The organism is Halalkalicoccus sp. CGA53, assembly GCF_036429475.1.
Classification (GTDB): domain Archaea; phylum Halobacteriota; class Halobacteria; order Halobacteriales; family Halalkalicoccaceae; genus Natronorarus; species Natronorarus salvus.
In genome coordinates, this window is the sequence record NZ_CP144124.1 from 110547 (window position 1) to 132965 (window position 22419).

At 53.9% G+C, this 22419-nt stretch carries 16 protein-coding genes and 2 pseudogenes; 9 read left to right on the top strand and 9 right to left on the bottom strand.

Going from position 1 to position 22419, the window contains the following annotated elements:
- Positions 1 to 16: 16 nt before the first annotated feature.
- A complete protein-coding gene (locus V2L32_RS00565) occupies positions 17 to 1390 on the bottom strand; it encodes an MmgE/PrpD family protein (protein ID WP_331232400.1) in 1374 nt (457 codons plus the stop codon).
- Positions 1391 to 1753: 363 nt separating this feature from the next.
- Between V2L32_RS00565 and V2L32_RS00570 the strand changes: the two genes are divergently transcribed.
- Positions 1754 to 2938 carry a CaiB/BaiF CoA transferase family protein gene (locus V2L32_RS00570; protein ID WP_331232401.1) on the top strand — a complete coding sequence of 395 codons (1185 nt, stop codon included), beginning with the start codon at positions 1754 to 1756 and terminating at the stop codon, positions 2936 to 2938.
- Between the two features lie 1500 nt (positions 2939 to 4438).
- Here the strand turns inward: V2L32_RS00570 and V2L32_RS00575 are convergent.
- The 4 genes and pseudogenes from V2L32_RS00575 to V2L32_RS00590 all read right to left on the bottom strand — a co-directional run bounded on the left by V2L32_RS00575 (position 4439) and on the right by V2L32_RS00590 (position 8659).
- Positions 4439 to 5443 (bottom strand): annotated as a pseudogene (locus V2L32_RS00575) (IS701 family transposase).
- Between the two features lie 145 nt (positions 5444 to 5588).
- Complete coding sequence (locus V2L32_RS00580) at positions 5589 to 6392, bottom strand: creatininase family protein (RefSeq protein ID WP_331232403.1); 804 nt, start codon at positions 6390 to 6392, stop codon at positions 5589 to 5591.
- Between the two features lie 136 nt (positions 6393 to 6528).
- Positions 6529 to 7347, bottom strand: a complete 819-nt coding sequence (locus tag V2L32_RS00585) for an alpha/beta fold hydrolase (RefSeq protein WP_331232404.1) — start codon at positions 7345 to 7347, stop codon at positions 6529 to 6531.
- Between the two features lie 97 nt (positions 7348 to 7444).
- The gene (locus tag V2L32_RS00590; RefSeq protein ID WP_331232405.1) at positions 7445 to 8659 is read right to left on the bottom strand and encodes an iron-containing alcohol dehydrogenase family protein; all 1215 of its coding nucleotides are present in this window, start codon (positions 8657 to 8659) and stop codon (positions 7445 to 7447) included.
- A gap of 584 nt (positions 8660 to 9243) precedes the next feature.
- Between V2L32_RS00590 and purB the strand changes: the two genes are divergently transcribed.
- The 5 genes from purB to V2L32_RS00615 all read left to right on the top strand — a co-directional run bounded on the left by purB (position 9244) and on the right by V2L32_RS00615 (position 16002).
- Entirely contained in the window at positions 9244 to 10587 is a 1344-nt protein-coding gene (gene purB / locus V2L32_RS00595) for an adenylosuccinate lyase (protein ID WP_331232406.1), read from the top strand.
- 259 nt (positions 10588 to 10846) lie between these two features.
- Positions 10847 to 11617 carry an IclR family transcriptional regulator gene (locus V2L32_RS00600; protein ID WP_331232407.1) on the top strand — a complete coding sequence of 257 codons (771 nt, stop codon included), beginning with the start codon at positions 10847 to 10849 and terminating at the stop codon, positions 11615 to 11617.
- A gap of 405 nt (positions 11618 to 12022) precedes the next feature.
- Positions 12023 to 12226 (top strand): hypothetical protein, encoded by a 204-nt coding sequence (locus tag V2L32_RS00605; protein ID WP_331232408.1) that lies wholly within the window; start codon positions 12023 to 12025, stop codon positions 12224 to 12226.
- Positions 12227 to 12796: 570 nt separating this feature from the next.
- Positions 12797 to 13993 carry a TAXI family TRAP transporter solute-binding subunit gene (locus V2L32_RS00610; protein ID WP_331232410.1) on the top strand — a complete coding sequence of 399 codons (1197 nt, stop codon included), beginning with the start codon at positions 12797 to 12799 and terminating at the stop codon, positions 13991 to 13993.
- Positions 13994 to 14010: 17 nt separating this feature from the next.
- Positions 14011 to 16002: a TRAP transporter permease gene (locus V2L32_RS00615; RefSeq protein WP_331232411.1), complete on the top strand. Its 1992-nt coding sequence runs from the start codon at positions 14011 to 14013 to the stop codon at positions 16000 to 16002.
- A gap of 41 nt (positions 16003 to 16043) precedes the next feature.
- Here the strand turns inward: V2L32_RS00615 and V2L32_RS00620 are convergent, their stop codons facing one another.
- The 3 genes from V2L32_RS00620 to V2L32_RS00630 form a co-directional block, all read right to left on the bottom strand.
- Positions 16044 to 16586 carry a hypothetical protein gene (locus V2L32_RS00620; protein WP_331232412.1) on the bottom strand — a complete coding sequence of 181 codons (543 nt, stop codon included), beginning with the start codon at positions 16584 to 16586 and terminating at the stop codon, positions 16044 to 16046.
- Positions 16586 to 17497, bottom strand: a complete 912-nt coding sequence (locus V2L32_RS00625) for a ParA family protein (protein ID WP_331232415.1) — start codon at positions 17495 to 17497, stop codon at positions 16586 to 16588. The genes V2L32_RS00620 and V2L32_RS00625 overlap by 1 nt, the downstream gene beginning before the upstream one ends.
- Before the next feature lie 344 nt (positions 17498 to 17841).
- Positions 17842 to 18966: a tyrosine-type recombinase/integrase gene (locus V2L32_RS00630; protein WP_331232417.1), complete on the bottom strand. Its 1125-nt coding sequence runs from the start codon at positions 18964 to 18966 to the stop codon at positions 17842 to 17844.
- A gap of 467 nt (positions 18967 to 19433) precedes the next feature.
- Between V2L32_RS00630 and V2L32_RS00635 the strand changes: the two genes are divergently transcribed.
- The gene (locus V2L32_RS00635) at positions 19434 to 20276 is read left to right on the top strand and encodes an MBL fold metallo-hydrolase (RefSeq protein ID WP_331232418.1); all 843 of its coding nucleotides are present in this window, start codon (positions 19434 to 19436) and stop codon (positions 20274 to 20276) included.
- 69 nt (positions 20277 to 20345) lie between these two features.
- Here V2L32_RS00635 and V2L32_RS00640 read toward each other — a convergent pair.
- Positions 20346 to 20570 (bottom strand): annotated as a pseudogene (locus V2L32_RS00640) (universal stress protein); the annotation flags it as partial.
- A 50-nt stretch (positions 20571 to 20620) separates the two neighbouring features.
- Here V2L32_RS00640 and V2L32_RS00645 point away from each other — a divergent pair.
- Together V2L32_RS00645 and V2L32_RS00650 are read left to right on the top strand one after the other, a co-directional pair.
- Positions 20621 to 21091 carry a tripartite tricarboxylate transporter permease gene (locus V2L32_RS00645; RefSeq protein WP_331232419.1) on the top strand — a complete coding sequence of 157 codons (471 nt, stop codon included), beginning with the start codon at positions 20621 to 20623 and terminating at the stop codon, positions 21089 to 21091.
- A gap of 131 nt (positions 21092 to 21222) precedes the next feature.
- Positions 21223 to 22308: a LeuA family protein gene (locus V2L32_RS00650; protein WP_331232420.1), complete on the top strand. Its 1086-nt coding sequence runs from the start codon at positions 21223 to 21225 to the stop codon at positions 22306 to 22308.
- Positions 22309 to 22419: the final 111 nt, after the last annotated feature.

The window sequence follows — 22419 nt, forward strand, 5'->3', positions numbered from 1 at the left end:
GACCGCCGGTTCGCGGCTACTCCGTGACGATTGCGCCGACGTCAGCCACCGAGCGTAACGAGTCGAGCCGTTCGCGAACCGAGGTCACCACCGCTTCGGGTAACGCGCGGCCGGCACACCGGTGGAACTTCTCGGCGAGCTCGTCGTCGGAAAGCGGGTTCGCGGGATCGCCCGGGGGGACCTCCTGCACTCGTTCGTACGTACTGTCTGCGGTTTCTATTCGTACGCTGGCCGTCGAATCGTTGTACTCGAGGGAGTCATCAATCGTCCACTGCACCAGCTCTCGAACGCGCTGGACGGCTGCGTCGTCAACGCTGCCGTCCTCGAAAGCCTCGACTCCGACGTGCGGACGGACGGCTGCACTCGCAACCGTGTACTCGAGCGAGAATTTCGCCTCCAGCCCAGTATCGGGATTCGGGTAGTGTAACGCGTCGCCCGCTCCGGAAGCAGTCGTTACCCGCACCGACTCGACGTCGGCAGGGTCGATGCCACGTTCCGCCACCAGGTTTTCGGTCGCGTGAATGCTGGTGTGGGTGTAGTAACAACAGGGATACTTTTTGACGTTGATATCGTGTATGGCAACGGCGTTCGGTCGCTCTAGATCCGGAAGATCAGCGTAGGAGACCGGATCCTCGCCGGCGTAGAGCTCAAGGAACCCCCGATCACCATCAATCGCGTCGGGTGCGGCGGTGAATCCGCCCGCGGCCAGACGGGCGGCTGTAACTCCCGAGCGAGCCGCGTTTCCGACGTGCATCGGTTTGGCCATCGTACCGAAGTTCTGCTTTACCCCCGCCGCCATCGACGCGGCAACGTTCAGCGCGTGTCGCGTGGCGTCCGCATCGAGGTCAAGCACCTTAGCGCCCGCGGCCGCGGCGCCGAAGGTGCCGAATGTTCCCGTGGCGTGCCATCCCCCTCGGTAGTGGGACGGGTTGATAGCCGCTGCGAGAAAGCACTGTGCCTCGAATCCTGCTACGTAGGCTTCGATCGCGAGCGCTCCGCTAAGTTCGTTGCCGGCGGCAAGCGCAAGGATCGCTGGAACCATCGTTACGCTCGGGTGACCGGAGATACCCCACGAGACGTCGTCGTAATCCTGCGAGTGACCCGCGATTCCGTGTATGAATGCTGCATCCGTGGTCGCCACACTCCGGCCCGCTCCCCAGAGCGGAGCCGAACCGGGTTCGGCGAGCGTGTCGATCGCGACCCTCGTCGGCGGCTCACTCATGCCGGAAAGTATCACCCCGCACGTATCGACAAACGCGCGTTCGACCGTTCGAATCTCATCTTCGGTTAGTTCGTCGACAGAGAGTGTTTCGATGCACTCTACCAGTTCGTCAACGGGACGCATACCACCTTTGTCGGTGTTTGGCTGTTGCCCGCTATCAAGATCCATGAACTATTGTATTGACCACATCCACATATGTATTCCTGACCTGGCGGGTCGTACGCTCGAGCCGAAACTCTGGTTTGAAGGTGTTTTGCCGGCGAAAACATTGTCTAATCGCCACATACGACCGATCCATGACGGTTCGATCCACCGGTAGGAGCGGTCATCATACTACAGCAACGCCGCGAGAGAGTGATTTTAGATGGTCATATCTTACAAGAAATACTTTTTGCTGGTGAATTTCCTTAACTATGTGGTCGAGTATCGCCCAGTTATAATTGGCCCGTGACGGCCGATTCCTTCCCGCTAAGAATGACACTTTCTCCCCGAGCGATAGATACAAGTTTCCGTTGCCTAAAGTGAGTGCAGATGTCCGCCCCGTTAAGCGATATCACGGTCATTGAGCTTACCCAGATGATTGCAGGTCCCCACGCGGGGATGCATCTTGCCGATATGGGGGCTGACGTGATTAAAATCGAACGTCCTGAGTTCGGGGAGATCGCCAGGAACGTCGAACCGAAAGTCGGTGGAGAGAGCTTCTACTACATGACCGTCAATCGTGGAAAGCGAAGCGTGACATTGGACCTGAAATCGGACGAGGGACGAGAGGCACTGCTTTCTATCGTCGATGAAGCTGACATCGTCATCGAGAACTACACCCCAGGGACGGTATCGGAGTTAGGAATCGATTACGAGATCGTGCGCGAACGGAACCCGGAAATCATCTACTGTTCGGTCAGTGGATTCGGACAGACCGGTCCGCGCAAATACGAGGCCGGCGTCGATTTCGTGGTTCAAGCGTATACGGGGGTTGCCTCCGTGACGCGTGATACGGACGGACGGCCACTCCGGATGGGCGTCACTGTTTCAGATCTAGCGGGCGCCATGTACGCGCTCCAGGCAATCCTCGCGAGTCTCAGACGCCGCGACCGCGAAGGGGTAGGCGACTACATCGACGTTTCGCTGACCGACAGCCTCATTTCGTTCCTGAGTACCCGTGCGGGGTACTCCTTTGCGACCAACGAACCATTCCCCTCAGTAGGTCGAACGCACGTGTACTTCGCCCCGGAGGGCATCTTCAAGACGGGCGACGGACATATCCAAATTTCGACGGTAACAGAACAACACTGGGACGACCTTTGTGAGGTTTTAGACAGCGACGAGTTGCTCAATCGGCCGGAGTTCGATACGATCGACGATCGGTGCGAACATTCAGAGGAACTCACCATAGCGCTTGAAACCGTGCTCCAAGAGCGACCGGCCGAAGAATGGGTCGACCGAATAACGCGGAATGGGGTCCCGGCGGCGGAGGTTAACGACACGTATTCCATCTGGGAGGAAGAACACACCGAGGCCCGGGACATGCAGTTCGAGGTCCAAACGGCTAGCGGTGAGAAATTTCCGACGATATCGTACCCCGTAAAACACGACGCATGGGAGTGGGAAGGTGACGAGTACATCGCGCCGCTGGGTGGAGACACGGAGGTCGTGCTCCAATCGGTGGGGTACGATGATGACGAGATCGAAACGTTTCGCGAAGATGGCATCATCTAGTTAGGTCGGCGCACCGTCGGACCCGCAACTGTCGTCGAGCAACCGCCACGCCTGTCGTTATCGTACACCCTGCATCAAAACCGGTTTCGAGACATCGTTCCGCCGCTACCAATCATCAACCTCACTCACTACCCAGTGGACCGATCGGTGACAATTGAGTTGAGTCAAAGAAGAGACCACCACGGGAATTTGGCTCGTCCCACATCGCGGAACGAGAGGCGACGTTAAAGGGCCGAATCACCCTATCGGCGGTTTCCGATTTACGACCATACCTCTGTAACGATACGATCGGATCGTAGTTGTCCACTGCTCACACCACCGGTACCACATTTGTCCACTGGTCACGCTTCACATTAATCATCAATTGAATATTCCGACGTTACAGTCGGAGTACTGAGTATCGTCCCGCAATCCGGAATTTTAATGGGGTGGAGGCGGTCCAAGGGCAGCGAGTCCAGAGACCGTTAAATCTGAACCGGTTACGGTAATGGTTCAAACAGCAACCAACGCCGTCGCTGCCGCCCCACTACCGACTCAGGCGGCTGACGCCACCATTTCACTAAGGATGCGTTTCGATTATACCTGCCGAGTGACCGGTAGCTACCCAACGATGTTCCCCAATATCGCCCGTCTGACTGGCCGCAGCCGTCGTAAATTAAACGACCTCACTGGCTTCGATCTGATGTTTTGAGCGTTTGCCACGCCAAAAAGCGAGCCGGCTAGGCCAGCACTTAAACGCTCGCTCGTACGCAGATGGAGAAATCCACGTGAACACCTGCGAGAGCCACGCATCTCAAAGGACAAGCTGACTGTGTATGTGGGTATCATAGCTGTACTTCCGAGGTTCAACGCCACAGTTTACGGATAGCGACCAGATTCTACAGGTTGAGCTGATTGAAAAAAGGACTGCGGAATCAGTGGTGACTGGGAGTGGCACTCTAAAAACAACTCAGAGATGTGGTCGTGCACACGCGTGTACTGTGTGATGGAATTCTGGTGGTATAGAGGAATCAAGTGAGCGCTGCCGCTCCAGCGGCAGACGCTCTCGTCGAACGGTGGCTACCACGGTGAGTAGCTCTGAAGCATATACTCCGCTAACTCCTCTGCTCGGTCTCGATCACACCCCCTTGACTTCCATCAGCCCTTGAATCGCTGATTCTCGAACGATCTGGCTGATTACTTCCTCAAATGACGAGAAGGTTGAGTGATTCGCACCGGTCTCAAGCCGTCGCCGTACCACGAACGCACGGGCTAACAACACCACCGCGAGGTGGTGATGAACGCCCTTCCAGGTTCGCCCCTGGTACTCGTCAGCACCGAGGTTTTGCTAGATATCTCTGTGGAACTGCTCTACGCACCAGCAGAGTTGTACCCAGGACACTAATTCCTCCAGAGACGCCTCGTCAACGCCCCAGCATATCCATGCTCTGAGTTCACCGTTTTCTTCGTCTTCGTCATCGCTCTTCTCGTTCTTCTGGAGTAACCAGCCTGTTTCATCGCTCACCCACCCTGTATCCAGGCGTTTCCCTTCTCGAACTCGTGTTTGATAGAATTCACTGAAGAGGGGTCCTTTGGTCCCATCATTCCACGTGTCTCAGTCCAAGCGACGTCGCCGAGTGCCTCGGCGACTTCCGTTGGCGTCTCCGATGTCACGTCTTCAGGATGAGCAACGTGTTTTCGATTGGGATGCGCGCCTGGATGGATAAGGTCGGTGTCCTCAGGAATGGTCTGGAACTCTATCGGCGACACTTCAAGGACATACGGCTCAGAGATCGCCCGGAATTTCAGACGGAAACTCCGGGCTTCGCCGAAGAATCTGTCGGCAATGACACAGCAGTGATCGATTTCGGCGGAGACTGCCTGTTCGACGAGTTCCAGGGCAAGCTCGGGCTTCGACTGGTGTTCAATGTCGACAGGGACACCTATATCTTTCCGTCGCTGGGCGTAGCGTTCCCGTTCTTGCTGATTCTCGTAGTCTGCATCGTCGTCGCCAGTCCACTTTTCAGACAGGAACGACCGCATTCCGAGTGGCCAGGTGAGTTGATCAGCGTTCTGCCGCTCGCCAGGTCTGGCGAGCGTGCAGTTGACCGTCACCTGGCAGTTGTCAAGTTTTCCAGTCACACCACATCACTGACGAGCGACGCCGACACTGTCGGTTCCCGTCTTCGGGATGCCCATGCCATCGACGATCAGTGCAGCTTCGTGGCCCTGGATCGCTTTTGGGACGTGTTCCCGAAGCTCAGCCTCAACGCGTTCGTGTTCCCATGGACTCTCACGGACAAACCGTTCAAGCCGTTCCTGATTGGTGTGCATTTTCTCGGCGATGTCGGTGATGGTGTTGGGACTTCCGGGACGCAGCAGGCCCCGGAAGTACCGGCCTGCGTTCAGCCATGTCCGTTCGTTTTTCGGCCACGTTGATCCATCTACCCGAGTGGTGAATGCTGAACGGTAGTCACTGAGAAACTGTAGTCCTTCGGCCTGACTGCGTGTCACGTTGTTCGTCATACCTCAGCGAAGGCGTTCCCTGGCCGAAAATCAACTGCCAAAGCTAAACCTCGGAAGTACAGCTATGACACCCTCACCACCTTGGTAACACCCGGCTCTTGTCCGGGAGTTCGACTATTCTCGGCCAGCGACCTTGTTACGCTAGCTAGGGGTCCTGTGCGCGAACGTATTCGTGGATCGATCTAAGTATCGTCGCTATCTCGTCCCCGACCAGTTCGAGCGCGCGGTCCCCGGCCTCGGCGGTAGCCGCACTGGGATCGCCTAGCGTTCCCGACTCGGTGTACTCGTCGAACGTTCGGTACACCGATACGCTCCCAGCGTCCAGCAGGCCAGTAGCCGTATTCGCATACGGCTCCTCCTGAGGAGTCGATGACATCTCATCCTCGTCGACGAGCTGGGGACAAACCGAGAGCATCAACGCTGTCTCAAGTTCTCCGCCGTGCGTTCCGGGAACATCACTCCGTTTGATATCGTCTACGTGTGGACCCAGCAGATCGAGGTAGAAGAGCGTAGATACCTCGACGTCAGGGTTCTTCCGACCGGCGACGGACGTAGCCGTTGAGAGGAGCGACTTGTTACCCCCGTGACCGTTAAGTAACATGATGGCGTCGAACCCATTTTGCGCCGCTGAATCGACCGTCTCCACGACGGTGTCAACAAATGTGTTGTGCTCCGCGGAAATTGTCCCGCCGAACGGCAGGTGGTGCGGGGAGTAGCCGATCCAGAGCGGAGGTGTGAGCAACACCGGTACGTCATCTTCGACGCGATCAGCGCCTGCTTGAGCAGCCGCGGTTGCTAGGATTGTATCGGTTCCAGTCGGCAGGTGACATCCGTGTTGTTCGGTAGCGCCGACTGGGACGACCAAAATTGATCCATCCTTGCTCGCGAGGTTTCGAACGTCCGCTTTCGGCTTAGTCAACCATGTTTCCGCTAGCAGTTCGTGGAACATACCGGCTGAGATGGAGTTCTTAGTACAAATCGCTTCTGTACGGTGGCCGACTCGACGTTCGCTGCGAGGGACGCGGACGTTGCGAACGAGGTTGTCGTACTGCGGCTGGCACGTCCAAACGCTGTCGATAGCTGCATTAGAGCCGCTCAACGAAAGCCCGCAATTCCGTGTTGAACCGGTCGGGTGCCTCCCAGAAGGGGGAGTGGCCGATATCGGGATAGAACGATGTCTTGGCGGCGGGAAACACGTCAGCGTGCTTTTCGGCCGCCGCCCGCAACACAACGGGATCGCACTCACCGTGGGTCAATAGCACCGGAATCCGTACCTCCTCGAGAACCGATTCGTTGTCGACAATCCGCGTCTGCAGTGCTTCGCGGACGTGTGGAGGGGTTTTGAGATTGTATCCGAGCATGAAGTGAAAATCGATCGGGTCGAGCGGTTCGTTCACGCACAGCTCGATAAATTCACCAAGTGTTGTCACGCTCTCTTTGGTCTCGCATGACTCAAGCCCTTCCATGAGCACGATGAATGCGTCGCCGGCGAATTGAACAGCGTCGGCCGTCCCCTTTTCAGTAATCGCACCGACGTAGTTCACTCCCGAGACTTCCTCGGTACCGTAAACGGCGAAGTAGTCAGTGACGATGAGTCCGCCGTATGACCAGCAGACCAATACCGGCTCGGACCGGTCAAGGCTCTCGAGAACCGCTCGGACGTCGTTCGCCCAGTAGGACGGGTCGTCGTACGCGTCACGGGGTTTCTCCGAATCTCCATGGCCGCGATTGTCGAACGCGACGAGCAAGTAGTCGTCGATGAGATCAGATTCAAACTGCCGCTGCCAGCAAAGACGCGACTGTGAGTAGCCGTGAACGAATACAATTGGGCGCGAATGGGGGTCACCGGCTGCGTCCACCCTGAGTGTCACTCCGTCGGAGCTGGTGACTTCGTACGATCTCATAGTAGTACGTCGCAGAGGGAGACATAACTGTTGTTGAGAGTTCGTACGCGAGGTCGAGCACGCGACCGTCGATTACGGGGGTCGCAAGTGGTGGGTGTCACCAGGACCGCTCGAGGACCGATTCGATATCCTTCGCGTCTGGATTGAGTCCCAGTGGATTACGCTCGAGGTTCTGGTCCTCGGCGATCGCGGTCGCGATTGCTGGGAGGTGATCTCGCGACACGCCCTCAAGATCTCGCAGACGCGAGGGGAGTTTCAGGGAATCGCGGACCGCCACGACAGCGTCGACGATCTCCGCTGCAATCTCGTCGTTTGAGTAACCGTCAGCGTCGATTCCAAGCCCGGTCGCGAGCAGTTCGCGCCGCCCGTCGACGCGATCGAGGAGGTACTCGAGCACGTGGGGGGCCAGCACGCCGTGTGCTTTACCCTGCTGAACCGGATAGTGAAAGGAGATCCCGTGACCGAACGCATGGATAACGCTGGTCTGTCGCCCGTACTGAACCAGGATGGTTCCGGCGACCACTCGTTCGATGACGTCGGGCGCTCGATCCGTCGCACCGAGTTCGGAAACAGATTCGCGTAGAAGTCGGAGGCCGTGGATCGCCGTCGCGTCCGTGATCGCGGACGGTGACCCCGAGTAGATCGTTTCGATTCCTTTATCGAACCCATTCATGGCAGATCCTACCAGTACGGAACGTGGCGTCGTTTCGAACATCGAGGGATCGTAGAACAGTGCTTCCGGGGTAAGCCGATCGTCGCTGAACCGGGCGGCTCGCGTTTCGCCGTCCAACGGCGGTTCGCCGGCAGGTTCCGGACGAAGTTTGATGCCACCCCCGCTGGACATATCCGCGCCCGCCAATGTGGTCGGAATTACGACCATTGGCGTTACCAATGCCGAGATCGGTGGTGTCGGTACAACTCCAGTCTCCTTGGTTTCTTCTACGATCTCGTCGAACGGCCGGTCTGACGCATCGACTAACGCCATCACCTTCGCCACGTCGAGCGTGCTTCCGCCCCCGACGCAGATTAGGACGTCGGCGTCCTGCTCTTGCATCAGTCTCGACCCATGGTAAGCCATCCGGATGTCCTTTGCCGGCGTGGTTTCGTCGAATACCCCCACGAGCCTGTCGTCGAGACCCGCCGCGACAGGGTCCATGACGCCGTTGTTGCTCCCGACGTTCGAGCCGCAGACAATGAGCGCCCGCTCAAGGTTGCGTCTATTGAGCGTCTCGCCGAGGTCCTCAATGCACCCCCGCCCGTAAACGATGGTTCCGGGATCGTAGTCGAACGCGAACGGTGGACTAGTCGTCATACCTGATTCGATTCACCGCCCCTGCGTTAAACTATATGGGTGGACGGACCGCGTCGCTTACGAATTTTCGACGCCGGAGCGCACCCGATCCAACATAGGAGAGGGACGTACAATTTTGGGAGTCGTCTCGAAAAGAAGGGTTTGCGAGCAATCAGGTATCACCATCGACGCGGCCGCGGAAGCCCACCGAGCGATTCTAAAAGACAGTATTGTCGGAAATCTACTCATTCCGCCGTAAGCGCCTCGAATGCTCTCAGAACGGCCCGATCACAAGCCCGTCGTGCGTGATCGTCCCTGGATGCGTCCACGGGAAAATGCCGGTGTGTAACGCGACGTATTCTCCTCGCGACGAATGCTCGGCTGCTATGGTATCAATAGACCTAACTCCTGCATCGTGGCGAGCACCACGGTGGTATCGCTCGCAACTTGCGGTCGACTCGGTCGGGAACCGTGACGATATTGAGCCCGAACGGGGAGTGGTATCGTATTACGGAACCGCTAGTTGCCGGTATTCGGTTTGTACTCAAATTCAGCGACGAATATATCAGCGAGATTTATTACGTCTGCGGAAGAGTGACAACTCGATGCAACACACGACCGGTGCGCTGTTCAAGGACGCGTTTGGCACCCCGGAGATGCGCGACGTATTCAACGAGCGAGTGTATGTCGACCGCTTCATGACCGCTGAAGCTGCTCTGGCTCGTGCCCAAGCAGAGCTTGGAATCATTCCTGAGGATGCCGCAACGAAAATCACCGAGACGGCATCGGTCGACCGAATCGACCTCGATGACGTCGAACGGAAAATCGCCGAAATCGACCTTTTCACCGTGGCCATCATCGAAACGTGGAAGGAAGCGATCGGAGATGCCGGCGAATACATTCACTGGGGGGCGACCAGCCAGGACATCGGCGATACAGCCATGCTGCTCCTCGTTCGCGACGGCGTCAGGTTGCTGCGCGCGGAATTAGACGAGATCACAGAAACTCTAGAACGTCTGGCAAGCGAGCACGCGGAGACACCGATGATAGGGCGGACCCATCACGTTCACGCCTTGCCGATCACGTTCGGACTCAAAGCGGCGGACTGGCTCGACGAACTGAACCGCCGCGACGAGCGGCTGGCGAACGCCGCCGATAAGGCTCTCGTGGTCGAATTCTTCGGTGCCGTCGGCTCACTGGCATCGCTCGGGGAAGATGGCCTAGAGGTGCAGCGGCGCTTCGCCGACCAGCTCGACCTCGCGGTCCCGAATACCGCATGGTTCGCATCTCGAGATCGGTTACTAGATCTGATCAATGCAATAGCTGCCCTCGGTGGCACGCTCAGCCGGATCGCTCGCCAGGTGCTGGTACTGAATCGCGAAGAAATCAACGAACTCTCGGAACCCGTACCCGAGGGAGCTATCGGGTCGTCGACGATGCCTCATAAACGCAATCCTGTGAACAGTGAGCGCACGATCGCACTGGGGGCGTTGCTTCGCGGGCACGCGAACGTGATGGCGTCACTCGTCGAGCATCACGACGAACGCGATGCTGGTCTGTGGTACGCCGAATACGCGGTGATTCCGGAGGCGTTTCTCTACGTCCACCGGGCGTTGCGCAACACTCGAGAGGTGCTGGAGGGATTGACGGTCAACGCCACAGCCATGCGGAAGAACGCTGAGATTCACGGTGGTCTAGTAGCCTCGGAGGCGGTGATGATGGCGCTCGCGGAATCGCTCGGGAGGGTCACGGCTCATGATATCGTTCATAAAGCCGCCATGGAAGCGTACGAGAGCGAGCGATCGTTCGAGGAAATTCTACTCGAGAACGATGACGTTGCGAAAACACTATCCGCAGATGCGATAGCGGAATTGACCGATCCGACCCGGTACACCGGGGTCTCGAGCGTGATCGCTCAACGCACCGTCGAGGACAGCAGAGCCAAGTAGCGTCACTCGGCGCGGAATCCTGCATCCGGCGAGATGGTGTCAATTCGACCGGGCTGCCGTCGCCATCTCCGCTTTGTTCAGGTTTCCTTTGATAGTGTCGATATGAGTGGTAGCATTCTACCGAATCCAGGTCGTCACCCTTCGCGCTGGGACAGGCTGTAGTGCACTATCGACCGAAGCTGTCCGCACCGTGCAGACTATACGATCAGTAATTCCGTAAAGCGGAACAGTAATGCGTGATAAGGTAACATAAGACAGTATGAGAGACGGTGTAGGTTCACACAATACCGTGAAATCGGTCGAGATAGCGATGCAGGTTGTCGAGACGCTCAAGGACAAGGGTGGAATGGGCGTGACGGAAATTGCCGAGGAGATGGGCCTCCCGAAGAGCACTTCCCACCGGCATTTGAAGACCTTAGCAGACAAAGGGTACTTAGTGAAAGACGGAACGACGTACCGTACTGGGCTCCGATTTCTCGAGATCGGTGAAGCCGCTCGCACCCGTCTACCCGGTAGTGAAATAATCCGACCGAAGGTCAAAAAAATCGCTATTGAGACGGGTGAGAAGGCACAATTTTTCGTCGAGGAGCACGGGAAAGCGGTGTACGTTTACCAAGAAACCGGTGACCAGGCCGTGGAGCTCGAATTCGGCGTCGGTGAGCGAGTGCCCTTACACTCAACGGCTGGCGGGAAGGCTATCTTGTCAAAGTGGTCGGATGATCGGATCGAAAAGTACGTCGAAACGTGCGACTTTACCGAGATTACTTCATATACGATCACGGACCCTGACGAACTGTTCGACGAAATCGAACGCACGCGAGAGCGAGGGTACGGGCTCAACAAAGAGGAACACTACGAAGGGTTCATCGCAGTTGGTGTACCTGTTCTGGGCAAGTCGGCTACAGTTCTCGGCGCGTTGAGCGTAGGCGGGCCGATCAATCGAATGAAGGGCGATCGACTCGAGAACGAGATCCTGACCCTTCTACTGGGCGTATCGAACGAATTGGAACTCAACCTCCGATATTCGTAAACGTCCCGCTGCGATGCTTAGCGTCCTGGACGGAGAGAACCAGCATCGAATGGTGATCCAGATCGAATCAGTGAACGATTTCATATCGTAGGCAATCGACGTCTCGTTGCAGGTCCTCCAGACCGATCGTCGTCGTCCTGTGTATGATTTGAGGATTCTTGGCGTTTAGGGAACATTCCGTATCGGTGGCCGCGCCTGTCGGCGATGACTGTGACGACTGCTTTGATTTCGTCAATATTCACTACCACTGACAGTAGTACTGGATTCCGCCGAACTCTGTCCGACGAAACCACACGCGATTGCACCACCAAGAACCATCATTACCTTGCTGCGTTCGCACTCGTTCGAGCCAAGCCGCTTAACATCACTGTCACACTCGTTCAAAGCGACCAAGTGACCAGTAATGTGGTCAAGCGCGTCTTCCACCGCGTTAAGGCCCTCTACTTCGATATCGCAACACTCCATGCTGATCAGGCGTTCTACAACAGAGCGGTCATTCAGCAGTTTAGAGAAGGCGCTTCGGTCATGCAACCAGTGATTCGTCACGGGAAGCAAATGGCTGAGAAGCTCGAGCCGACCATCTCTTACTGGACGGAGTACACAACCTAAGGGGGCAGGCGGGAACTTCGCTTCCCGCTCACGGTCTGTGTCTCCTATAAACAAGCAAAGCGCGTGAAAGATGGCTTGTTCGTCCACGCATACGCGGGGTGAGATAAATGCCGATCGTACGTCCCGGCTGATCGAAGCGCTCTACCAGACCCGCTCAGCGATCGGGGCGAGCTTTTAGACGATATGGGGAGCGCGTGAACGAACAACACTCCCGATCCTGTCATGAGTTTCGAGAGTGGATCGATCACTTCCTTGATCAGACGTTGGATCGCAAGTGGGAGGCACCGATCAACAGGGTCGGGATTCCATCCACATATAGACACCTGGACACAGGCGAGTTCAGCCCGCCTCCAGCAACAGCCGCAGGAGTGAGCGACTGCGCCTCATCGTATTCGCAGAATCTGTGGTCTCAAGTCAGTGTTCGTTAGATATGAACTTCTGACATTACGTTCGTTTACTATAAGGATCTTTAGCTATGGTAAGGTTTATAATGAAGGTAGGCAATGGTCGTGTGATGCGACAGCTCAAGCACTATGATTCGATCACACCGCCACGTAATCCCACAGCATTATGAGTAGAAAGAAAAACGACAGGTCGGCAAAAATGAACGATAATCCAACTCGTCGAAGGACGTTTTTATTAAGTACTGCTGCAGTAGGAACATTCGGAATTGCAGGCTGTATTGGGGAAGAAGGGGAGGACCCTACCGATGATGCAGATGAAAATGGTGATGGAATGGGTGATGATGATCCATTTGATGATGAGGAAGAGGACATGGCAGATGATGGAGAAGGAGAGGGAGAAGGAGATGGAGACGGGTTCGTAATCCGAGTGGGAACTGCTAGTTCAGGGAGCGCAACATTCGCTCACGCTCAGGCTACCCAGGCTGCAATAGAAAATCATGGGAATACCGATATAGTCCAGTATTCTACGCAGGAAACTGCAGGCATGGAAGCAAATCTTTATATTCACGATGAGGATCAGGTAGATGCTGTATCTTCATTTAATATACAAGTTATTGAAGCGCGTGATGGCGAAGGAGGGTTTGAGGAAGACCCCGTTGATCCTGACAATTTACCGTACCAAGGTTGGTTGGCAAACGTAGCTAACTTACATTGGATTGCACGTGAGGATACAGATATTGAAACGATGGATGACTTTGAGGGTCATCGAATTTGGCCAATCCAACCCGGGTTTGGTACAAGGGCAGTAACTGAGGATTTATTGCGGAGTGCAGGAATGTGGGATGATCTTGATATTGTAAATATGGGAACCGGTGATATCGCTGGTGCGTTAGAGGAAGGGAATGTTGACGCAATGGCAACTTATGGGACTAATGCAGAAGTACTCCCTGGGTGGGTTACGGAAGTGGATACTCGAGCGGACATGCGTGATGTATCGATGAATGATGAGTTCAGACAAGCTATAGAAGATTTTGAGGGTGTTGAATACGATCAATATGATCAATTTGGTTGGGAGCAAGATCTACAAGTACGAGACGAAGATGGTATAGAGTATTATGAAGCCCCAGTGCAATTCTTCTTTGGGCCACATGTCCCATCAGATGCTGTTTATGAAGTCGCAAGAGTGGTCCATGAGCATATTGATGACATAAGGGATGCCGATCCAGGCCACTATGATCATAGCGATGTTGAGAACATGGTCTCTTATACATTAGATGACTATCCAGTTCATCCAGGAGCCGCAGAGTTTTATCAGGACGAAGGCATCTGGGATGATTCATGGGAAATCGGTGAGGAACGGTAACTTATATTAAATATTTTATGAATTCCAACGCTAAGGAAAAGCTGGATTTAGAGCTCAGCCATTGGACTTTCGTAGCGATTGCTTCCCTTGTTTTTTGGTTATATATTATTTATTATGCTTTTACACAGGAAATGGCTCAAGCTCAATTTGGTGCATTGTTCTTAGGATATATTTCCATATTGTATATATTAGATGAACTACTAGAACCCATCAAGGAGAAAGAGGTACTACAGATACTAATATTAATAATTAATCTCGCCATTTTGCTAATCACCACATACTATTTCTACACCAATTATCTTGAGCTCCATACTGTCCGAGTTGGTTTTGCAAGAGATCATGAATATGTATTAGCAGCAATGCTGGTTTCAAGTATGATCTATCTTACATGGAGGGAATTTGGGAGAACTTTCCTTATCTTAATAGTCGGCGTTATTTTATATGGATCTTATGGGATGTACGCGCCTGGTGTACTCTCACATGGTGGGCTAAACTCACAAAGACTCCTTCAGATCATGGTACTCGAGTTTGAAGGATTATATGGGTATTTGACCAGATTAGTTGCAACCTGGTTAGCACTGTTCCTGTTATATGCGGGTCTACTACAAGCATATGGTGCATTCGACCTTATTCTTCGGTTTGCGATTCGATCGGTTCGGTATATTCGGTCTGGAGTTGCACAATCAGCCGTTATTTCTAGTATGATTATTGGGTCTATCAATGGTAGCCACACAGCAAACGCTGGAATAACTGGATCGTTCACAATCCCATTGATGAAGGAGAATGGTATGAAGTCCGAAACAGCGGCGGGAATTGAGTCAACCGCCTCTTGTTTTGGACAGGTTCTACCACCGGTTATGGGAGCAGCAGCTTTCATTATGGCTGGTCTTTTGGGGATTCGTTATATCGATGTTTTAGTCGCAGGAATCCTTCCAGCAGCAATTTTGGTAGCGTCTATATCTGTTGCAGTTCATTATACATCAATCGCTCAGGTTGACATTGACAAGCAGAATGTCAACCTTGAAAATTTTGTTGAGGATACACTTAGTAAGCGGGAATTGGCGATCGAGGCAGTTAGATTTTTGATTCCACTTTTTACTCTAGTTTATGTACTAGGTGTGCTTCAATTTACAGTTATAACTTCTGCACTATATACATGCATTGCGATGCTAATTACTGGTATCGGTTTCCCAATAATACAAGCGATAGTGTCTGAGGGGCAAAGTCTTTCCCAAACAGTAAGAAAGGTCTCGGTCGATACGATAAATGGAAGTAAATTAGGAGCACTTTCTCTCGCACCCATTGCAATCGTCCTCGCAGCAATAAACGGAGTCGTCGATATCCTACTCGCAACAGGTGTTCCATCTGCGATTGCACTGGCACTTATTCAGATCTCAGGAGGTGTTCTGATAGTGGCATTAATTTTATCAATGATTATTTGTATTATTCTCGGGTTAGGAATGCCAACATCCGCTGCTTATCTTATCATGGCGTTACTTGTTGCGCCAGCACTGATCAATCAATTCGGAATTCCTGAGTTAGCCGCCCATTATTTCGTCTTTTACGCAACAATTACTGCAGGCATAACTCCTCCTGTCGCAACAGCAGTAGCAGTGGCTTCTGGAATTGCTCAAAGCAATTTTTGGCGAGCTTGTCATGAGGCATTGAAAATTGCATCACCGCTGTTTATCCTTCCATTTGTATTCATCTACCATCCAGAGCTGGTCTCTGTTACTTATAATATCGAAACACTGATAACAGCTACATTCACTTTGATCGGAGCAATATCTATGATTCATGGCCTTAACTACCATGGACGTATTTCCACAAACGTCGTTGTAAGTACCCTTGCTAGGGGCCTTTATGTTGTGCTAGGGGTGTTTATAATGGCCTATCCCTCCTTGCTGGTCAAGATAGTCCTTCTTGCACTCGTGATGCTATTGATCACATATCAACTTAGAGACTTTATCACGGTTCGATTAGGATCATCTACTACATCGGATGACTGACAAATTCATTATATGAAGGTTTTGAAGTGAATGAATAGTAATTATTTGTCGAGGTATTCGATACCCCACTCACGGAGTTTTTCCGCGACAAGCTCAGGGTTCTCCTGTGCGACAACCATCGCGGCTTCGCGGGCGTCACCTTTGTAAACGGGCCCATCGACTAGATCGTTGAGATCCTCAAGGAAGGTATCCTCATCGTCCTTGACAAAGGGACGAACCTCGAGGAGGAGTTGGTTCGTCCGGTCAGCATTTACCGAGGCCCCTCGCATCCGTCGCTGTACCAGATACGGGAGGTCGTTCATGTTGAAATTGGGTCCCTGTGGGGGTGAGTTAGAATATGAATATGAGCCGTCGTCTACTGACATCTCGGCTTGCGATGCCGACTCCGTGATTCCCTCTTGACGTTGGACCGTCCCATGCTCGTCAGAATGCGCGGACGAACCGGTCGGTGCATCTGCGACCTGGGGTTCTGCTTCCTCTTCTGTGACGGTTTGATGCTCGTGTCCCCGTGTCTCTTCCTGGACGTCTGTTTTTCCTTCGTCCTCGAAATTGAGGGAGCCCGTCCCCTTCTTGAGCCCTCCCATTAGGAGACCACCTCCGTTTCCTCGATGTTGAGAGTGGGTCCTTTCGGCGGTTCAACTCCGAATTCAGTGGTGAGGTGATCAGCTATTTCGAGGATGGTCTCAAGGGATTCGACTTCGCGCTCACGGAGGCGACGGGTGCCTTTCTCACCGTTATGCCAGCCTTCCTCGACGACTTTGAATGCACTGCCCTGTGCATCCCACATCTCGTCCATCATGCTCTCGCGTTTGCCGATCGACGCTGCGATTCCGTACTCCTCTTCCATCTGATCGCCATAGCGATTGTGCGTACTCGTGGCCCCGACACCAGACAGGATAACCGCCGCAACACCGACCTCAATGCCGAGATTCTCGCTCATGCTTTCGAAGAGGCCGCTAAGGCCGTCGAGGCTTTTGTTCCCCTTTCCGGCGGGCTTGCTTGGAGCCACTAGCGTTCGAGTAGCATAGATCGCGTTGTACAGCAAGATTTCGGCACGCGCGTTCGGATCGATGATGATGACATCGTAGTCTTTCTGAACGTTGGTTTCCTTCCAGAGAACGTTATAGAGCTGTTCGTAGCGGTTGAACCCGTCGCCCATCTTATCCTCGAAGCGTTCGCGTTGGAGAAGGAGCACAGTGAACTCCTCAAGCATATCGTGGGCAGGGAGGACATCGATGCCTTCATCGGTGCTGTGAATGAGATCTTCGAAGTCACCGTTCGGCCGTCCGAGGACGTGACGGACGAGGTTATCGGCATCGGGATCGTCGCGACCTTTATCGACGTCGAAGAGGTAGGTGAGGTTAGCGGCTTGATGATCGAGATCGATCACGAGAACATCAAAGCCCTGGCGAGCATGCGCTTCGGCGAGGTTAGCAGTCCACGTCGTTTTGTGGATGCCACCGGATTCCGAGTAGACCGTATACGTGATGGGCATGTATTCGCCAGATTGCATGGATGAATAATAAACGTGCGTCAGACATCTACCTAATGTATGCACCTAATTTATCTGGCTAACACATGTGGCTGATGAACTCAGATAATGTATCTATCTAACTCATCTTGTTAAATCGTCTGAATCGGTCATGTGGATTGGCCATCTCAGTCATCAGTACATATAGTGCTTACAGACTCAATGGCCGAGGTCCCGATCGCCTCGAACGTGGCACTAACAAGACGACGATTGTGGAGGAACCCGGGCTCGAGTAGAGGGTTGTGTACCCGTTGGTATATCAAGTTGAGAAAGGACCGATATCCCCCGTAGGTAGATCAGTATGCAACCTACTCACTGAGGAGATCATCGACTTGCTGTGCCGTCTCTGCTGCCTGAATGTCGGAGTACGATTCGTGTGTTGTCTCGATACTCGCGTGCCGGAGCGCCGATTGAGCGAGTTCAGCGTGGCCACTCGCGTACAATTCATGTCCCAGCCCTCGACGGGCCCCGTGTGGTTTCAGATACTCGCCGTCGACGTCAATCCCGGCGTCCTTACAGAGACGCTTCATTAGGTTGCGAGCACCGTTCGTCGAGAGGGCCGGTGGGACGACGTTTCGGTCTCGGAGTACCGTATCGATATCGTTACGTTCGAGGATGGTCTGAATTTGGCTGTCTACCATCCCCTCGCCGGCCAGCTGTTCACGAACGGCAGAATATTTCGACGGGGCGTGCCCGCTGGGAAAGACCGGCCATTCTTCACTCGGTGGGTCGAGGACCGTCCTGTACCGCTCAAGCGCCGTTGCAGCCCGCTTAGGGAGTTGAGCGTACTCGTAGGCCCGTGACTTTCCGAGGACGCGGACAGCACCAGCGTCGAACTGAACATCATTCCAGGTGATTCCAGTCCGTTTGTCATCCGAAGGTTCCGAGAACACTTCGGCCCCGCGAACACCCGAGAGCCCTAAGAGATAGACGATCGCACGATCACGAAAGGCGTACTCCCGGGAGACGTCCGCGTCACCGTCGAGGGAGCGATTGACCCGCTCATCAACGTAGCGCATGATCGCACGTCGCTCCTCTTCGCGCCAGAACTGCCGGGTAGTATCACCAAGATCTTCGGGGAGCTCGTCCATCGCGCGTTTGGCCTTCGCTGGATTCGTATCGAGAAGTTCGTCGGCGACACAAAACGTGAGAAACGCACGAACGTACGCGTAGTAGGTGATTGCAGTACTTGCTTTGAGATCGCCGTCATGAGTACGTCGTTTGAGATGGCGAGCGTACCGACGACAATCGAGGACCTCCAACTCTTCGAGATTCGTCACGCCACGCTCTTCATGGAGCCAGATGCGCCACGTCTCGAGGGTCGACTGGAAGTTCTTTCGGGAGTTGCCAGCTTCAACGCTGTCGAGGTACTGTTGGATGGCCGTTTCGACCGGTGTTTCCCCGGACGTAGCATCGGCCTCGTCGGGTTCCATGGATTGTGCTTGACCGACAGCGGGAACCTACGTAAATCTACTGTGTACAACCGCTCTAATACACAGTAAGGCATGAAATCAAAATTCTCCCGAATTCAGGCGTTATGGGGGCTTAGAAAGCGAAATCGTACTTCATAAACTGGATACCGCCATATAGATTCGAAAGGGTGGAAATGAAACTACAACCGGTAGAGAGGGAATCTGATGCGTATTTTCGAGCGAATTGAAGAATGAGAACAATTCTGATTTCGGATATGTAGAAATATTCTGAATCACCTCAATTTATTTCTGTCAAGAGAGTATAGACGGAGTCATGAGCGGTGAGACAAACTCGAGCTGGAGTGAGGGGCTGTCGGCAGCCGAGCGCGTCGAAGCTGTCGCACTCACAGTAAGTCGGACCGTCATCACGAGCTAAAACGAGCGATAACTTGAAGAAGCACGTTGGCCATTCATACAAGATCCGATCAATGAATCGAACCGACGATTGGTACGAGGTCACGCGGCTCGCAGAGAGAAGTTACCTCATCACTGAGGCAAATCAGTACCGAATGTATCTGATTGAGGGAACCGAACGATCGGTGGTGATCGATACCGGCCTGGGTATCGGTAGGCTGCGGTCACTCGTAACCGACCTCGTCGATTTGCCGCTTGAGGTAGTACTCACCCACACTCACTGGGACCATATCGGAGCCGCTGTACAGTTCGACGATGTCTACGTAGACCCTCATGAACTTCCTTTAGATAGACAAGTTCGTATCGATTCGATCAGCGAGGAGTTCACGAATCGGCCGGAGGAGTTCGTCTCCCACTGGCGCGCCGCGAACAGGGAATTCCCCGAAGAATTTGACGTTGATACTTACATGATCGATTCGTTCACCGCCAAAGCAACTCCCCCGGAACGGGAAATCGACCTTGGAACGCGGTCACTTGAAGTCCTTCCGCTCCCAGGACACTCACCCGGACACCTCGGCGTGTTAGATCAGAAGACTGGGGTGTTGTATGGGGGCGACATTCTTCAGTTCGATCGCGGCCTCTACATCCTGTTCAAGGACTCTTCGCTTACAGACTACATCGAATCGATAGAAGCGGTTGTGACATTGAAATCGGAGGGTCGGTTCGACGTCTTAGCAACTAGCCACAACGATCCACTCGCTGGTGACGAACTATCCATCTTCGAGGAGCTTCTTGATGCGTTGTATGACATCGTCGCCGGCAACCGCGAATACGAACTCGTCGATACGCCCTGGGGGCAAGTTCGTTCATACCGGGTTGGAGCCGCCGAGGTCCTGACCCGACAGAAATTAAATTGATCCCCTCATGTCGAAAGCCATGGGCTTTTGTCTAACATTCTGCAGTTCAAATGCTCTAAACTTCCGCGATCATCGAACAACTGTTACGGGAACTGGTGACCATCGAGTAACCTTTTCAGCGACCCTTCCGAGCAGGATTCGGCTGAGCCCTGTTCGGCCGTGACTGCCGATAACAATATGATCGATATCGTGTTCGTCGACGTACTTGATGATCACCCTCGAAACACTCCCCGTTAGAAAATCGGTCTCGATCTCAATTCCGTTTGCAGCGTCACGTTCTCTGGCACTTTCTACTCTCATTCGGCATCCCAGGAAGCGGTGCAACTGCTGTTCTTCTCGGTGGCTTGCTTATCCACGGACTGGTTCCTGGACCAGATCTGTTCACCACCGAACTCCAATTTACCTATAGCGTGTTCGTCGCGCTCTTTCTTGGGAACGTGGTGATTCTCACGGTCGGGACCCTCTTCATCACCAAGATGGAGTATTTCACCCGTATCAATACGAAAATCATCATCCCAATTATTCTCGTGTTGGCTGTCGCTGGTGCGTTTACACTCAGAACCAACTGGTTCGACGTGCTGACCCTGGCCGTCTTCGGTGTTGTCGGCTACTACATGTTCCAACATAACTACTCGATCGTCGCATTCATTTTGGGCATCGTACTCGGGCCGATCGCTGAAGAGAATTTCCTTCGATCACTCGATCTCTCGGGAGGATCGTATATGATCTTCGTCGGAAGCTGGTCCTCCCGGTTGCTAGTGCTCCTGACGGCGATCATTCTCCTTGGACCTTTCCTCAAATCGTATCTCGAGTAATCTGACGTGAGATGAGGAGAATGGAATTTTCACCTGCAGATATCTTTGGATACTCCACGAGACTGGATGATTCGTCGAGAGTCGGTTCGTGCATCGAAAGACCTGAGAGTTGCCGAGACGACAGCGCACCAATGAAGCTTTCCGACGTTACACTTCGCGAAGCCGATCAAATGCCTGGGCGGTCATACACTGCCGATCAAAAAATCACGGCTGCGAACCACCTCGACCGACTCGGTCTGACGTTCATCCAAGCAGGGTTTCCCGCTACTGGCGAGAAAGACCAACACGTAATCAGAACGCTCGCTTCCTCACTTGACGCGTCGGTTATCGGGTTAGCCCGCGCTGTTCCTAACGACGTCGAGGCAGCACTCGACGCCGAGGCAGATATTATCGAAATCTTCGCACCCCTTTCAAACCTCCAACTGGATCATTTGATCAAGAAATCACGAGAAGAGATGATGACAGCGATGTCAGAGGCTGTCGGTCAGGCCCTCGCAGCGAATGTAGGGGTACATGTTTCGCTCTTAGATGCGTTTAGAACCGATTCCGACGTTCTCGTCAACGCATTCGAACAGTTTCCCGACGTCGAGTATATTACGCTCGCTGATACCGTAGGCGCCATGACTCCACCCTCGGTTGAGACGGCTCTAAGCGAACTCAGTAATTCTGTTGATCTCTCACGGGTCGGTGTCCATTTCCACGACGATTTAGGCGTCGCTACAGCGAACACAATGACAGCACACCGGCTCGGTGTCGGCAAGGCCGACGTTAGCGTCGCCTCGCTCGGTGAACGAGCTGGAAATCCGGCGCTCGAAGAGGTGGTGGCAATCGGGGTTTTGGGAGACGAAGGGAACTATGGTCTCGACGAAAAGCAACTCGTCCCGGTTTGTACGGACGTTCTCGAGGTATTGGGAGAACCGATCGATCCAAGAAAGCCCATCCTGGGGACCGAAGTTTACGAACACGAATCCGGTATTCACACCGCCGCCATGTTAGAGAAGCCAGCACTCTTCGAACCATTTCCGCCTGACCGGTTGGGTGCCGAACGGCGTCTGCTCTTCGGCGACGGTACAGGGCGGTCCGGAGCGAAACAGCTGCTGAAGCGAGCGGGTATCGAACCAACGGAAAGGCGAATCGATGACCTCCTTCAACGGCTCTCAGAACGAGGACCATTAGAGACGTTTGAGGCAGTTTCGGTCGCAGCTGAGCTGAACTAGGGATAGATCTCCACGGAGTCCTTCACACGCTCTCGTGACGGACATTGGTGGTGGTGAGCTATCTTGCGGTTTTCAAGTTCATGAGGAACAGCAGTAGATGGGTAAGATCGA

What these genes read in the sequence shown, in the direction of transcription:
- V2L32_RS00565 (WP_331232400.1), bottom strand. Translation starts at nt 1,390, where the DNA reads ATGGATCTTGATAGCGGGCAACAGCCAAACACCGACAAAGGTGGTATG.
- V2L32_RS00570 (WP_331232401.1), top strand. Translation starts at nt 1,754, where the DNA reads ATGTCCGCCCCGTTAAGCGATATCACGGTCATTGAGCTTACCCAGATG.
- V2L32_RS00580 (WP_331232403.1), bottom strand. Translation starts at nt 6,392, where the DNA reads ATGTTCCACGAACTGCTAGCGGAAACATGGTTGACTAAGCCGAAAGCG.
- V2L32_RS00585 (WP_331232404.1), bottom strand. Translation starts at nt 7,347, where the DNA reads ATGAGATCGTACGAAGTCACCAGCTCCGACGGAGTGACACTCAGGGTG.
- V2L32_RS00590 (WP_331232405.1), bottom strand. Translation starts at nt 8,659, where the DNA reads ATGACGACTAGTCCACCGTTCGCGTTCGACTACGATCCCGGAACCATC.
- purB (WP_331232406.1), top strand. Translation starts at nt 9,244, where the DNA reads ATGCAACACACGACCGGTGCGCTGTTCAAGGACGCGTTTGGCACCCCG.
- V2L32_RS00600 (WP_331232407.1), top strand. Translation starts at nt 10,847, where the DNA reads ATGAGAGACGGTGTAGGTTCACACAATACCGTGAAATCGGTCGAGATA.
- V2L32_RS00610 (WP_331232410.1), top strand. Translation starts at nt 12,797, where the DNA reads ATGAGTAGAAAGAAAAACGACAGGTCGGCAAAAATGAACGATAATCCA.
- V2L32_RS00615 (WP_331232411.1), top strand. Translation starts at nt 14,011, where the DNA reads ATGAATTCCAACGCTAAGGAAAAGCTGGATTTAGAGCTCAGCCATTGG.
- V2L32_RS00620 (WP_331232412.1), bottom strand. Translation starts at nt 16,586, where the DNA reads ATGGGAGGGCTCAAGAAGGGGACGGGCTCCCTCAATTTCGAGGACGAA.
- V2L32_RS00625 (WP_331232415.1), bottom strand. Translation starts at nt 17,497, where the DNA reads ATGCCCATCACGTATACGGTCTACTCGGAATCCGGTGGCATCCACAAA.
- V2L32_RS00630 (WP_331232417.1), bottom strand. Translation starts at nt 18,966, where the DNA reads ATGGAACCCGACGAGGCCGATGCTACGTCCGGGGAAACACCGGTCGAA.
- V2L32_RS00635 (WP_331232418.1), top strand. Translation starts at nt 19,434, where the DNA reads ATGAATCGAACCGACGATTGGTACGAGGTCACGCGGCTCGCAGAGAGA.
- V2L32_RS00650 (WP_331232420.1), top strand. Translation starts at nt 21,223, where the DNA reads ATGAAGCTTTCCGACGTTACACTTCGCGAAGCCGATCAAATGCCTGGG.